The organism is Magnetococcus sp. PR-3, assembly GCF_036689865.1.
GTDB lineage: Bacteria > Pseudomonadota > Magnetococcia > Magnetococcales > Magnetococcaceae > Magnetococcus.
Map to the genome: position 1 here is coordinate 11037 of NZ_JBAHUQ010000023.1, position 16482 is coordinate 27518.

General features: G+C 54.0%; 1 protein-coding gene (cut by a window edge). It reads right to left on the reverse strand.

The features are described 5' to 3' along the window. Positions 1-16482, reverse strand: partial view of a putative Ig domain-containing protein gene (locus V5T57_RS13570; protein ID WP_332891772.1) — the 3' portion only. 18237 nt of this gene lie beyond the right edge of the window; the window shows 16482 of its 34719 coding nt (coding positions 18238-34719); its start codon lies beyond the right edge, outside the window; the stop codon is at positions 1-3.

Sequence of the window (16482 nt, forward strand, 5' to 3'; positions counted from 1 at the left end):
TCAAAGGTGACACNTGCTCAGGGTTAGATCCATCTCCACATAGACGGGGTCACTGTTGCTTTCGCCATCAAAGGTGGTGATGGAGATGGTCCGTGCATCAGCTGAAGGTGAGCTGCTATCAAAGATCAGGCTCTGCAAGGCGGTTTGATAATCCGCCACCGAGCCCACCCCGGTCAGGGTAATGGTGCCCAAGGTTGTGTCAAAGCTGCTTACGCTCAGACCCGCAGGTACCGTGCCCACGGCTAGAGTGTCAGAGCCGCTCTCAAAGCCACTGCTAATAACGGCGGTCGCACTGAACAGGTAGCCTTCATCATCGGTCACGGTCAGGTTGGGGGAGATGCTGACCGAACCGCCACCTTCGGTAAAGTGGGGGTAGACAGGATCCATCTGGTTGAGCCACACCTGCCCCTGGTTGGTTTGGGACGTGGCAGAGACGATATCCAGATCACCATCATCATCCAGGTCTGCATAGTCTTGACGGTAGACTCGGCCATCGACCGACTCGGTTAGACCAACTTCAAAGGTGCGATCATCTGCATTGAGGTAGATGGTACGGCTGTTGTTGTTCCCGGTGATGAGATCCAACTGGCCGTCGTTATCCATATCCTGCAGATCAATACTCCAGGTCTCACCGGTGTGGGGGTGGCTCAAGGTAAAGTTACCGGCACCGTCGCCATAGGCCACATAGCCACCACTATAGACTTCGTTGAAGGCCAGATCCATGTGGCCGTCACCATCAATATCCCCCGCAGCCATATCATAGACATAACCTGGGGGGGTCAGCTCGCTATCAACACTCCAGGAGGTTGTGAAGGCACCGGTACCATGACCGTCGCCATCGACATCTTGCAACCAGATGGTGGTACTGCCCAGATCCTCGGCAATGGCGGCATCCATCACACCATCGTTGTTAAAGTCGGCCAAAATACCCGCATTACTGTTGGATGTGCCCACTTGGGCATACTGGCTAAAGGTACCATCCCCATTGTTGGTCCAGATCCAGTTGCTGTTGCTGGTGCTGTTGGCGGGCAAGAACAGGTCTGTCTGACCGTCATCGTTGACATCCCCGGTGGAGAGGTGACGGGTTGAGTAGCTCTGGATGCTGTTGTTGGTATCTTCAAACAGATTGGTGTTGGTGTTGTACGACCAGATGCTGCTGTTGCTGCCACCGACGTTGACCATGTACATGTTAGAGCCGGATTGGATCACCTCTGTGGCGCCATAACCGTTGGAACCACCGCTAAAGGTTTGCGCCAGGGTGAAGTTACCGTCGCCATCGTTGGTGTAGAGACGCTGGTCGGTGGTCCACCAAGTGGCGACGATATCCTGATCGCCATCCTGATCCACATCCCCTAGGGTAATGCCGTGCATCTCGGTGTGGTTACCCCCTTCCAGATCCGCATTGGTAATGCCCACACTCGCATCCAACAAGGTGAAGGGGTTTGCGGTGGTGTTTAGGGCAACCTCTGGTGCATCGTTAATGGGGATAACGGTAATGGTGCTTAGGTAGCTGTGGCTTGGCAGAGCATAGCTGTCATCGCCCTGCACCGTGATCAAGATCTGACGGGAGGTGTTAATGGGGTCTAGCGCACTATCAAAAGTGACGCTCTGTAGGGCCGCCTGATAGCTGGCCAGGGAATCTTCCCCGGTCAGGGTGAGCATGGCTGTGCCGCTGTCCCAGTTACCGGTAATGTTGCTGGTATCGGTAAAGTTCAGGACGTCACTGCCCATCTCATGGCCGTTGGCAATATAGACGGTGGCTTCAAAAATACTACCGCCATCTTCATCACTTACGATCAGCTCAGGCGCCACCGCAATGGCACCGGCACCTTCATTCCAGAACTCATAGGTGCTGTCATAGGCCAGATCCGAGGCCTGTTCATCCGTAGGTTCGGCCGTGTCACCCTCTGCGGCCGTGCCCAGGGTCAGGGTGTGGCCATAACCGGATTCATCCGAGCCCGTACCGTTGGTGATGTCCTCAAAGTCATAGTGGGCCTCCATATTCTCCAAATTCAAGGAGGAGAGGTTGTTATAACTGTCGGCGATCTCACCAGAGGTACGCAGATCGTTCCAGATGTAGACATCATCGATGCGGCCATCAAAGGCGTGATCCGCCAAGCTCCAGGCGGATTGCCCCAGCATGAGATTGGTGGTGCCAGAGAAGTCCCCCATGGAGCTGTCTACCACACGTGCTTGACCATTCAGGTAGATGATTCGGACATCATTAACAGCATCATAGGTGGCGGCCAGATGGTACCACTCACCGGTCAGGGTTAGGTTGTCTGCATCTACGTCGGAGCTTTCAACCACAAGATCATCGGAATAGAAGCCAAAGCCAATCTGGTTGGTGGCGGTAAAGCCAAGCCAAATACCGCTATCGACCGGGCCACCGTTACCAATGCTCAGCACGGTATCCTGGGTGCCGCTGCTATCACGGTAGACCCAAGCCTCCAAGCTAAAGGAGCTGTCAGAGAGATCAATGCCGGTGGCGCTGGCATAGTCATTGGCACCATCAAAGTTCAGAACATAGTTGGGCTGTTGGAGCGCAGGGGCATCATCCACCTCATCAATGTAGAACTTAGTCTCAAAGCTGTTGCTGTCGCTGGTGCCGTCGTTAACCTGCACTTGGACATCACGACTGCCACCCGGTGCATTGTCGGTGGTGCTAAAGGTGATGGACCCCAGCGCGTATTGATAGCTGGTGGTGCTGTCTGAACCCGACAGGGTCATGGTACCGGTGCTGCTGTCCCACACACCGGTAATGTTGCCATAGCCACTAAAGCTCAGGGTGTCGGAACCTTGAATATAGTTATCCCCCAAGGTGATCACGGCGGATTCTATAATCTGGTCGCCATCGTCAGCCAGGGTTAGGTGGCTCAGCACACTGGTGGCCGTACCCCCTTCTTCATAGCTGCTCAGAGAGATCTGGCTGTTGTCATGAATCTTCAATCCCTCAATGGCCACACCCGCGCGGGCCTCCGCTATGTCACTATCGCCGTCGTCATCAAAGTCGGACGTGGCCCACTGGGTCACGCTGCCATCATATAGGCTGGTGGATGATAAGGCGGCGGTATCAAAGGTGCCATCCCCTTGATAGCTATGGGCATACATGGTGCTTGAGGCGGTGCTGTAGACCAGCTCGCCTACAGCATCACCATCCAGATCTTCCAGACGAATGGCATTAATCGTATCGTAGGCAGGCAGCGTGGTGTTGCCCAGGGTAAAGCCACCGGCACCATCACCAAACCAAGTCTCTAGGCTGCTTTGGGACATGTTGTGGATCACTACATCATCGTGGCCATCCCCATCCACATCTGCGGCTGTAAACGCACCGTAGAAGTCATTGTGGGTATTGTCGAACAGGGTGTGTGCGAAGAAGGTGTTATCCCCATTATTCAACATCAGAAGGGGCGTATCGCCATCTTCAAATCCTACCAGGATCTCATTTAGGTCATCGTTGTCGACGTTTAAGACATCCACAAAGCTGACATTACTCGCCACATCAATGGTGAGCGACTGGGTGAAGTCCCAGTGGCCTGCACCGCTGGAGGAACCATAGTTCACACGGACCAAGTTTGTGCCATCAATGGTGATCAGATCTTGCAGGTCATCATTATTTAAACGTGACAAGACGGCGGTTTCGCCGGTGGGAACGGCAATGGCCAGGGTTGGCTCACTAAAGGTACCATCACCCGCCCCTAACAAGACCTTACCGGCTTCGGTCCGGCCCATAACAATGGCATCCATGGTGCCGTTGTTATCCAGATCTTCCAGTAAGACATAGCCACCGTGGTCGCTGTCTAGGGTTTGGCTGGTGACTTCGGTAAAGTGACCGGCGCCATCGTTGAGCATAACCTTATCGGCACCATCCTCAACACTGATATAGAGGTCGGCATCCCCATCGTTATCCAGGTCGCCTTGCGCAATACCAACGCCTTTGCTGCCATACAGATACTCGTCGGATGCACTGAAGCTTAGGGTGTTTTCAGTCTGGGAAAGAACCGGGGCATCATCGTGGGTGGTAATACCAACGGTTACCGAAACGCTGTTGCTGTAGACCACTTCTTCTTGAACGGTAATGTCTACGGTACGATCTGTGGTGCTTGGGTCGGTACCTTCATGGCTAAAGGTGACACTACGCAGTGCGGTTTGATAGTTCTCAACGGTATCGGTGCCTGACAGGGTTAGGATTTTACTGGCGTTATCCCAGCTGCTGGTGATGTTGCCCATATCTTCAAAGGAGAGCTTATCATCTGCATCATAGCTATGGGACATCGTCAGGGTGGCACTGGTTAACGTGGCGCTGTCAATGTCGGTAAGATCCAGCGTGCTGGCAATCGCAACGGAACCCACCGCTTCATCAAAGGTGGCGGTGTTGCTGGTAACGGTCGCAGGGCGACCGGCCTCAACCGCCTGGGTGGGCTCGGCGGTGTCGCCTATGGTGTTACTATCCCCCAGTTGCAGGCTGTACATGGCCATGCTGTCCGGGGTAGAGCCTGAATCCACCGTCTCAAAGGCGTAGTGTCCGTTCAGGGCGGTCTCATCACTATAAACCCCCTGGTAAGCTTGGGCGATCTCATCCCCGCTGCGGACATCATCCCAAATGCGGATATCATCCATCATACCGGTGAAGTTGTTGGCGGTACTGGCCAGATCCCAGGTGCTGTCACCTAAGTAGAAGTCACCACTACCAACATAGTTACTATCCGCTGTATCGCTGATGATATGTTCACCATTGATATAGATGGAGCGGCTGTTGTCACTGGCGTCATAGGTAACCGCCATGTGGTACCACTGGTAGGCGAGATCTGAGTTGTCGCTATCAATGTTGGTACCGGTCTGGCTTAGGGTGTCGCCATTAAAGTCAAAGACGAACTGATTATTCTCATCAACCCCCACCCACAGGCCGTTATAGGGGGTATCCGTACTGCCATGGGAGAAGATGACATCTTCACTGCCTGAGCTGTTGCGGATAAACCAGCCCTCCAGGGTGAAGGATCCCCCTAAACTAATCGTGCTGCTGCTAGCGTAGTCGTCGCTGCCATCAAAGCTTAAGGCGTCGGTGGTGACTTCAAAGCTTAGGGTAGGAGCGTCATCTATCGCATGAATGTGAATGGTCTGGGTCAGGACATTACTGGCGCCGCTATCAGAGGTGGCACTCACTGTAAACTGACGTCCACCACCGGGGGCATCATGGTCAGTCTCAAAGCTTAAAGTGCTGAGCATAGACTGGTAGGTTGCCACCGTATCCGCAGGGCTGCTGGTAAAGGTGAGGGTGCCGGTTGCACTGTCCCAACTGCTGGTCATGTTGCCCGAAGTGGTGAAGCCTAAACTGTCATACCCCTCCAGGTAGCCATCACTGATGGTAATGGTCATACCGGTAATGGCGTCGGCATCTTCCGCAATCTGCACCGTGTCAAACGGATAGATGGCCGCATTATCTTCCGTGTAGGTGGTGGGGGTGGTGAGATCGTTGCTATAGACATTAATCAGGTTTGAGCCGTCGCCTAAGCTTGTGATGAGGTCTAGATCACCATCGTTATCAAAATCACCCACCACCAGGTCGGTTGGGGACTGTCCTAAGTAGGTGTCTGTGTAATTGACCCCACCCGCACCATCGCCCGTTAAAACCGTCGTTTTTCCGGTATAGCTAAGGATAATTTCCTCTTGGCCGTCGTTCTCCATATCAGCCGTTGTCAACGTGGCGGTCTCGCTACCATAGCCTACGCCATATTGAGCGGCCGGGGTAAAGCCCCCCAGACCATCATTGGTCCAGGTGAAAACCTCTAAGGAGGAGGAGGAGTCAGAGTTCCCGTTTAACATAACCGCCATCAGATCCTTAAAACCGTCCCCATTCAAGTCGGCTGTGGCGATCTGTTGGAAGGCGTAGTTGGAGTAGGAGCTATCCTCACGCAGAACATGACTGATCTCACCCCATTCAGCGATTCTGGCGATGCCGTCATCCTGCCAATTGCCTTCGTTCAACCAGATGATCGGGTCTCGATCATCATGGGTGAAGATCAGATCCTGGTCGCCATCGTTATCCAGATCCAGGGCGGTGGAGTAGTTCAGGGTCTCCCCAACCGCAAAGGAGCGGGCGGCTTCAAAGCTGCTCTGGGTAGGATCAGAATCGTTGTAGTTGTATAGGTAGATGTTGTTGCCGTCACCGCCAGATCCTGTGGTAACCAGGTCGGCATAGCCGTCCCCATTCAGGTCCACCAGCAGGGCAGAGTTGGCCGACGCAATTTCACTCCCTTCAGACTGGCTACGTTCGGTAAAGCTGCCATCGCCATTACCCATTAACACTTGGGCATCTTCCGTGGCGGATATGGCCACGATATCCAGGTTGCCATCGCCATCAATATCCGTGCTCACCACCTCTTTGGTGTCGTGGCTACCCATATCCTGCAAGGTTTGGGCGAAGTTACCATAGCCATCGTTCAGCAGAACCTCTGAGGTGCCGCCATCGGCATCGGTCCCCACAAACAGATCGTCATCGCCATCGCCATCAAAGTCACCACTGACGATGCTGGTGGTGGTGTCCGTGGTGCTGATCTCGCTATCTGCGGTCAGGTCAAAGTTGGCCTGTGTGGTGCTATCGGTCAGCAGCGGTGCATCATTCGTCGTGGTGATCTCCAGGGTCGCGGTAAAGGTGCTTTGGGCACTTTCATGATCCATGACACTGATGTTAATGGTGCGATCTGAGGTCTCTGGTGAGACCCCTGTATTATCAAAGGTGATCGACTGCAACAGGGTCTGATACTCGGCGACCGAGGCCTGACCAGAGATTGTTAACTGGTAGAAGCTGTCGTCCCAGATAATCTCCAGGTTGCTGGAGGTATCGTCAACCGAGAGTAGATCACCGGTTGAGCCGCCGGAGATGGTAATGCTCATCATGCTGAGTGTGGGGCTGTCAATATCCGACAAGGTCACATCACTCAGGAAGGCCACAGGCCCGGTGGCCTCATCATAGGTGGCGGTCAGGGATGTGCCCTCAACCTGTGGACGTTCAACATCGGTCACAAAGCTGGGCATTAAGGTGTTGTCTGGGGCCCCTGTGCCCAGGGTCATGAGATAGTTTACGGTCGTATCGTAACTATAGGTGCTGTCGTTGCTCTCAAAGTCAAAGTGTCGGAGCAGGTTATCCACACTGCTTACACTATCATCGGCACTGTTTTGGATCTCTGCTGTGGTCCGGGCATCCCCCCAGATCCGCACATCGTCCATCTGCCCATCAAAGTTGCTGTTACCCAGGTCGTTTGTATCGGCACCCACATAGAAGTCGCCGGTTCCATTATAGCTAATGCTGCTCTGCTCACCGACCAGGGTGCCGTTGACATAAAGGCTCTTGGTGGTGGTGCCTTCATTATCGGTATAGACCGCGGCAACATGGTACCAACCGTTGGTCAAGGTGGGGTTGTCGGTATCAATGGCGCTCAATGAAGCGGTGAAATCATCCGAGGCATCCCCATGGAAGCTCCAGCTCAGCTCATTGGTCCCGGTCAGGAAGCCAAGGGTAAAGCCCTCACCCGCTGTGGTTGTGCCCTGGCTTAGGAAGATATCATCCGAGCTGTCGGTGTCGCGGTTTACCCAGGCCTCGACGGTAAAGCTGCTACCGGCGGAACCGGTGAAGGAGATGACGCCATAATCGTCCGTGCCATCAAAATCCGCCACGGTGGAGTCTTGTGCCACCGACAGGGTTGGGGCGTCGTTGGTGCCTTGAACATTGACCGTTAAGCTGGCGGTATCACTGACCAGACCACCCTCTTCGGTGACCTGTATATCCACCGTCCGTACCAGCTCACTGGGGGCATCCCCAGCGACGGTCATGATGATCCCGTTTAGGGCGCTATAGTAGCTCGACAGGGTGTCGGTACCTGTCAGGGTAAGGGTGCCTGTGCTGCTATCCCATACGCTTGAAATATTGCTGGTATCGGTAAAGACCAGTGTGTCTGAGCCCATCTCGTAGTTTTGCGCAATGGTGATGGTCGCACTGGTGATGTTGCCATTGTCATCGTCGGTAAGGTTCAGGGATGAGGTCAGTAGGTTGTTACTCTCGCCCTCAGTAATGGTCTCACCTGGGGCGGTGGAGTTGTTCAGGGCAATGCTGATCTCGGCGGCATTGTCGGGATTACTACTGATGGAAATGGCATCCAGGAAGCCATTGCCATCCACATCCGCCATACGAATCTGTGTGGTGTCATTGGTGGTGATGCTCGTTGCGCTATTGCTCAAGGAGCCTGTACCATCATTGGTGTAGATGGTGCTGTCATATCCATTAGACTGGGCAAAGACCAGGTCAAGATCCCCATCGGCATCCATATCTGCCAGGGTAATGTCTTCAATGCTCGAAACGTAGTAGCTCTCTGACTGTTCGCCGAACTGACCGGCGCCATTGTTCAGATAGACCCGTACTTCCCCCATATTGTCGTCATAGACCAGCAGATCTAGATCGCCATCCCCATCAATATCCCCCAGTTCAGATGCTTTGAGGCTGCGGCTCGTGTCATCCAGGTCCTGGTTGTTGGTGACCATGCCACCACTACCATCACTGAGCCATACGTTCAGCTCTCCGGTGCTGTGTAGGGTGATGATGTCATCCCCATACATGCCATCCAGGTCACCGGCCACGGCGCTTTGCATGCCGCTGGCGCTGATATCTATACCGCTGTTGGTGAAGGTGCCATCAATGTCGGTATCAACATCGCTACCATCGCCATCGTTCAGCCAAACTTTGGCTGCGGATGATCCGGCAATAAAGACATCGGTCAGGCCATCGTTGTCAAAGTCACCAACGGCGGCATCTTTACTGGCGCCTGTGCCTAGCGTATCGGTGACGCTAAAGGTGGCGTCGCCATTGTTGATCCAAACCTGGTCGGCCCCGGTATCCTGAACATTAATGGCATCTAAGAAACCATCATCATTCAGATCGGCCAGCAGCACCTTGGTGCTGTTCTCAAGGTCTGAGAACGCCAGAACACTCTGGTTGCCTGGGGTGAACTGTCCGGTGTTATCCCCCAAAAGGACCTGACCTGTACCACCAATTAACAGGTCAACATCCCCATCATTATCCAGATCACCCGCGGCTATGGCATGGGTTGAGGTGCCGGAAGTCAGGCTATTGTCACTGCTTACAAACGACAGGGAACCTGTGGTGGCGCTGACGGAAATAACCGGTGCATCATCCGCTGTGGTAATGCTGACTGTGCTGGTAAAGGTGCTGCTGTCAGCGAACTGGGCATTTTGTACGGTAATGGAGATCGAGCGGTCACCGGTTTCCGGTGCGGTGTTGCTGTTGTTATAGATTACCGAGCTTATGGCCGCTTCATAGTTCTCCAGGGTATCGGTACCACTAAGGGTCAAGATGCCAGAACCGCTGTCCCAACTACCACTAATGTTGGCGGTATCGCTAAAGAACAGCTCATCCTGGTTGGACCAATAGTTGCTGTCAATTTGCAGCATGGCTGAAGCAAAGTGGGTGTCATCTATATCGGTAATATCCACCGCTGGGGCGATCAGCACACCCCCCTCAATCGCTTCATCATAACTGGCGGTGGTGCTGGTGTTATCAACGGTGCGTATACCATCCTCAGCGACCGTGGGTTCCGCTTCATCATCGGGCAAGGCAGAGCCTAAGGTGAGCTCATAGTTATGGGTGTCATCTGCCGTGTGGCCATAGCCGTTATCCTCATAGGTGTAGCGAGAGGATAGGTTGTCAGTATTGCTCAGGGTGTCTGTATAGCTCTGTGCAATCTCTTCAACCGAGCGTACGTCACTCCAAATACGGGTTTCATCCAGGCTGCCGTCCAGGAAATCAGAGGCCCAAGCGGCATTACCCAACATTAAGGAACCACTGCCAGAGTAGCTGTCGGCCATGGTGCCGCTGGCGGCCCACTCACCATTGAAATAGAGCTGTGCATTGCCGCTGGTGTGGTCATAGGTTGCCGCAATGTGCACCCACTGGCCATCTAGGCTACCGGTGATATTGCTGGAGATATCCTTTTGGATCGTGGTGCTGTCTTTGAAACCAAAGCTCAGCAGGGTACCCTCAAAACCAAGCCAGCTACCATTGCCGGCGGAAGAGCCCTGACCGTGGGACATGGCGATCTGGGTGCCCGTGGCGGTATCCAGATTAACCCAGGTCTCCATGGTAAAGGGCTGGTAACTCGGCTCATTTTGGCTCGAAGTGGCATAGTCATCCACCCCATCAAAGACAAGCACGTTGCTGAATGATTGGGTGGTAATAACCGCAGCATCATCCACCGAGCTTACTTGAACCTCACCGGTGTGGCTGGCGGTACTAAAGGCGGAGGAACCGCCGGTTACCGTAGCGTCGGTCAAGGTGCCACTGCTCAGGTTGTCGCTGCCATCCCAAGCATGGAAGGTAAAGGTCGCTTCACCCGCAAAGTCGCTCTCTGGCAAAAAGCGTAGTTCGGCATCGTTATCCAGCAGCAGGGCGTTGCTCTGGCTGAGATCCGCGATATCGTTCCAGTTGGCGCCGTAGTCTAAGCTGTACTGCCAACTGCCATGGGCTTCATCCATACTGGTGATGACCATACCCACAGAGTCAGCATCGGCATCATAGGTCATGCCACTGTAGGTGTTTGATGCATACTCACCGTAATTATTGGCCTCGCTGGTATCTTCATCAATAATGGTCAGCAAACTGTTGGGTGTAAGCACGGTGGCAGAGACAACCTGCAGGCCTGAGTTCTCATCCAATACATAGGTGTGGGTACTGTTGCTTGCCATACCCTGTGCAGAAGCATTCGGGTTGTACCAACTGTCGAGAGAGCTAATGCTGTAATTGGGGTTGGTTGCATTGTAATAGGTAACCTCACTGCTGTTACCGATTACGACCGCCCCATCCACATACTCCACATAATCGGCACTGGTACCAAAGTAGGTGGTGTAGGTGATGCTGGTTGGGGTGCTGACGTCAAACACATAGGTACCAGAGCTGGTACCCACGTAAAGTGAACCGTCATGCAAGGCTAGGTCATTGGCCCCACCCAGACTGTACTGGCTGGCAAAGATCGGATCTGCTGAGTTTGAGACATCAATAATCTCAAGCCCATAGTCTGTGGCCGCATAGATGTAGCCATTGCTATAGAAAATCTCATTGGCTGAACCCGACAGATCATAAGAGCTGTGGTGGCTGATCGAATTAGGGTTTGCCACATTCAGAATCTGCAGCTGAGTATCTGTCCCCAAATAAGCGATCTGGCCATCCACTTCAATGGTAGATGCCGTTGTTAACGTGCCTTCAGCGCTATACGTACTGTTGTATGAAGGGAGTTCTGGGTTATCGATCTTAATGGTGATCAGATCCCCTTGGGCAATATAGGCGTAGCCGCCAGATACCGCGATATCCTGGGGGAGGTTGCCATTGGCGCTGTAGTCCAGGCTACCCTGTTGTTCGGGCTGATCTGGGTTGCTCAGGTCAACAACTTTAAACTGATAGTCACTGGTGGTGATGTAGGCGGTTTGATCATCCACCAACATCTCAAAACCATTGACGAAGCTCAAAGAGCCTGCATCGGTCGGGGTGTCCTCTAAACTAACCGCAGGGTGTAGTTCGGGGGCATCGTTGGTCTCAGAGACCTTCACCGTTTGGGTAATGCTGGTGCCCAACATGGCACCATCAGAAAGACCAATGTAAAAGGGGCGGTCTTGGGTGGATGGGCTGTCGGCGGTGTGCTCGTAGCTAATGGCCCGCAGGATAGCCTGAACGGAGGCATCATCCGCATTGCTATTAAAGTTCATGGTTAAGGAGCCACTGGCCATCACCAGGTCTGTACCCACCGTGGTGCCATTAACCAAAACGATATCGCCAGAGATGGTCACCCCGTCACCATCATCAATGCTCAGGATCTCTTGTCCGTAATCATAAACGGAGTGGCTGACGCTCAGGGAGCCGCCTTCCCAATTATCTTCCGGATCATCCACCACAATGGCGGGCATAATGCTGACGGCGCCACCATCTTCAACAAAGGCAATGGTATCACCGGGTTCCGCCAGGTTCAGGGTTGCCAGGGCTATGGCTGGGGCTGAGGCGTTGTTGCTGCTGCCATCCCCAAGGTCCAGGTTGTAGTCATTAAGGGATTGATCACCAACAAAGCTGCCCGTGCCGTTGTCATCCATGCTGTAGTAAGCCAGCAGATCAGCTTCCTGACCGGTTAGGATGGCATCATAGTTGGTTTCGATCTGTTCTTCTGTAATGACCCCAGACCACAGGCGTAGCTCGGCCAGCTCACCATGCATGGGTTGGTTGTCCCAATCAACATCCCCCACCACAAATGGGCCGGAGGTGGGCACGGTGGCTTGATCTTCTACCGTCTTGACCCATTGGCCATTCATATAGAGCTTGATTTGACCGGTGCTGTTATCCACCGAACCTGACCAGTGGACCCAAGAACCGGTGGTGGTAACACCGCTGTCAGCAGGGATGTTATAGACCAACTCTGTCAGACCTGAGGTCGCATCTTCAGTGGCGATGACAAAGGATTCGCTATCAGCCCGATAACCGGCCCAGAAAAAGCCATCTGTCCCATTTGTACGGGAGAGAATAGGCATATCTGCGGTCGCGTTATCCGTACCCCGGTTAACCCAGAACTCAAAGCTGAGACTGCCCGAGTGGATTGAGTCAAAGATGGCGTAGTCATCCACCCCATCAAAAGAGAGGGCGTTTTGGGGAACATCAATGGTGCCAACATCCATCGATGGTGCATCGTTGGTACCGGTAATGGTAAAGGGTACATCCAGCGGTGTGCTGGTGGCCCCACCTTCATCGGTCACTGTGACGGTAAAGGTATGGTCACCGGTGACATCATTTCCGGCAAAGGCGTAGGTGACATTTTCCAACGCAGCTTCATAGTTGGCCAGGGTATCGACCCCGGTAAAGGTTAGCTCGCCGGTGGTGGTGTCAAAGTTGCCCGTAATATTGCCAACATTGGTGAAGGTGAACAGATCTTCCCCTTCGGTGTAACCCGAGCTTATGCTCAGGGTGGCACTGCTCAGGTAGCTGTTGTCCGTATCGGTCAGGGTGTTGACCAAGTTACCAATAAACTGTGCTGTGTCGCCTTCAACAAAGTTGGTAACGGTACCGGCCGTTAAGAGTGGAAGGCTGTTGGTATCCTCCACACTCAGCAAAATGGAGTCATACTGGCTTTCTGCACCTTCTGCATCGGTCACCGTAATGTCGAACAGGCGATCATTGGTATCTGGGCTGTTGCTGGCGTTATCAAAGATGACCGAACGCAGCGCGGCCTGATACTGCTCAATGGTAGCCGTGCCGGTTAAGGTCAGCAGGGCGGTGGTGCTGTCCCAGCTACCGGTAATACCGTTTTGGTCCACAAAGTAGAGGCTGTCATAGCCCATTTCATAGTTGGATTGGATCTCTACAATCGCACCGCTCAGGTGGGTGCTGTCGGGATCGGTCAGCTCCAGATCAGGGGCAATTTCAACGGCACTGCCCCCTTCGGTGAAGACAACAGGGGCTGGGGTGCCGCTGTCCAGTTGCAGGTTGGTGGTGACCACGGTGGCGCCGGTGACGGTACCATCCCACGTGGCGCTGGCCTGGTTGCTTATGGTGCCAGACTCGATGCTATCCATGGGGTAGTAGAGCGCCAGTGAATCTTCAGCGGCGGCACCAGGCATTTGCGACTGGTAGCTGTTTGAGATCTCCCATGAGGTGCGCACATCGTCCCAAATACGCACTTCGGCAATATCCCCTTGGAATTGGGAGGTGCTCCAATCCGCATGGCCGATCTCCAACGAGGTGCCGGTGGCCTGTTGTGGGGCAACCCCACTGAAGCTCTTTACCTCAGCACCGTTCATGTACAAGGTTAGGGTTTGGCTGGTGGCATTATAGCTGGCCGCCCAGTGTACCCATTCCCCCACTTTGGTGGTGTTGGTGGCATCCATGGTGGAGATGTCAAAAGAGCCGACAAAGCTATCGGACTGGCCATCGTTATGGACCAGTTCAAAGTTGCCGTTCTCATACCCCGCCCAGAATGTGCCACCGGTACCCGCATCATGGTTAAGCAGCAGATTGTAGCCGCTGTTGACCTCCCGGTTTGCCCACATTTCCCAGGTGTAGTCCCCCCCGCTGGTCAAGGTGTCAAAGCCATCAACAAACACGCTGTCATCGCCATCAAAGTAGGTGGCACTGACCTCACTGATGGTGGGGATACCTGAGGCAAAGACGGTTGAGGCATCGTTCACACCGGTAATGGTAAACGGTACCGACAGGGCCTCACTGGTGGTGCCATCGCTATCGCTAACGGTGATCTCAAAGGTGTGTGCCGCACTACCATTATCACCCATGTAGGCGTAGCGGGCGCTCTCAATGGCCGCTTCATAGTTGGCCAGGGTATCGTTCCCGGTCAGGGTCAGGGTGCCGGTGGCGGAGTCAAAGCTACCGGTAATGTTGCTGGTGTCGGTAAAGTAGAGCCAATCCTCGCCCTGCACAAAACCACTGCCCACGGTAATGGTGGCACTGCTTAGTTCAGCGCTGTCATCGCTTAGGTCAACAATATCGGCCAGGGCTACAGAGCTGTTGTCTTCGGTAAAGACCAAGCTGCCCACCGCGGTGCCCTCGGTTAAGACCGGGGCACTGTTGTTGGTGGTAACCGTCACGGTTGTCTGGGTGGCGTCTCCCACCAAACCCTGATCATCGGCGACCTGAACCGACAGGGTGCGGTCGTTACCATTGGGGGAGGAACTGGTGTTCTCAAACTGAATGGTCCGCAGAACGGTCTGGTAGTCTGCCAGGGTGGTGGTGCCGGTCAGGGTCAGTATACCGGTTGAGCTGTCCCAACTGCTGGTAATGCCCAGCTGGTCGGTCATGCTCAGGCTCTCTTCACCCATCTGGTAATTGTTGCTGATCTGTACCGTGGCACCCGTCATGGTGGTGCTGTCGGCATCACTAATGGTCAGTGTGGAGAGCACATCCACCGCACTGCCGCCTTCGGTAAAGTTCGGCTCCGTTGGGGTATTCAGTGTTAAGCTGTCCGCAAAGACCGTTGCATTGTTGGGCGTACCGTTTAAGCCCGAGGCCGACTCATCCACAATTTGATCCGCCGCAGCACCATTCATGGCGTAGTAGAGGGTCAGGTGGTTCTCATTGGTTGGGTCGCTCAGGGGCTGGTCATAGTGGGATTCGATCTCTGTTGAGGTGCGAACGGTATCCCAAATACGCAGATCACCAATCAAACCGGTAAAGCTGTTGTTGCTGTCCCAGCTACCATCCCCCAAGGTCAGGGTGTGCAGGCTATCGGTTGGGGGGGCAACTTCAAAGCTTTGTGCATACTGACCATTGAGATAGAGGGTCAGTAGTTCATTCGTACTGTCATAACTACCTGCCCAGTGGTTCCACACCCCCGTTTGGTTGCTGTTGCCATCGCCCAACGCATTAAGATCATAACTGACCAGTTGGCCGCCTTGCTCGATCTGGAAGGTGCTACCGTTAAAGCCGATGGAGGTCCAGTTGCTGCCACTACCTTGGTAGACGGAGAGGATGACATCATTGCCCAGGTCTGCGAGACGCTGTGCCCAGAACTCCCAGGTGAAGTCCCCACCTGCGGTGAGGGTATCCATATTGTCGGTGGTAACCGTGGCGCCGTTCTCTAGATACAGAACAGGGTGCAGCTCCTCTACGGTATCGGTAACCGTAACTTCTGGCGCATCGTTCACGGCATCAATGGTAATGGTCTGGCTGACGGTACTGTTGATGGCACCGTAATCATCAGATGCGGTCATGGTGACCTCAACAGATGAGGCCGGATTATCCGACAGCGCCTCGTAGCCCACAGTCAACAGGGCATCGGTCATGACCGATGTTTCAACAGTCCCGCTCAACGTCAGGGTGCCGGTGGTGGCGTTCCAGCTACTGGCAATCCCGTTCATATCCATGAAGCTGAGCTCATGCTCCCCTTCTACATACCCTTCTATCTGAAGGGTGAGGGAGGTGATGAAGCTATTATTATCCGTATCAATAACCGCGGTGCCAGCAAACGGATAGGTGATGCCGTATCCTTCCGTATGGACAACACTGCCGGTGACCGGATAGATCTCAGGGACGTCATTGGCGCCATAGATGTCAAAGTGACCATCCCCAACGGTGCTGCCCCCTTCACTGTCCTCAATGGTGTAGTTGAAGTAAATGATGGCGTACTCACCATTGGCCAGATCCTGATAGAAGGCCGCGGGGGTGAAGCTCCAGGTGCCATCACCATTGTCCCCCAAGCTCCCGGTAGTGGCATCCAGCAACGACACATCCACCACCGTCAGGTCCAAACCTTCGGGGTCATAGTCGTTGCTCAGCAGATCAGCCCCCACGATGGTGATAGAGGTGTCATCTTCCGAGATGGCGTAGCTGTCATAACCGGTCTCAACCGCCTCGTTCACATTACCGACATTAAAGGTAAAGGTCTGGGTGTAGGGCAGGTTGGAGCCAGGCGCACGAACCTCAATATCCAC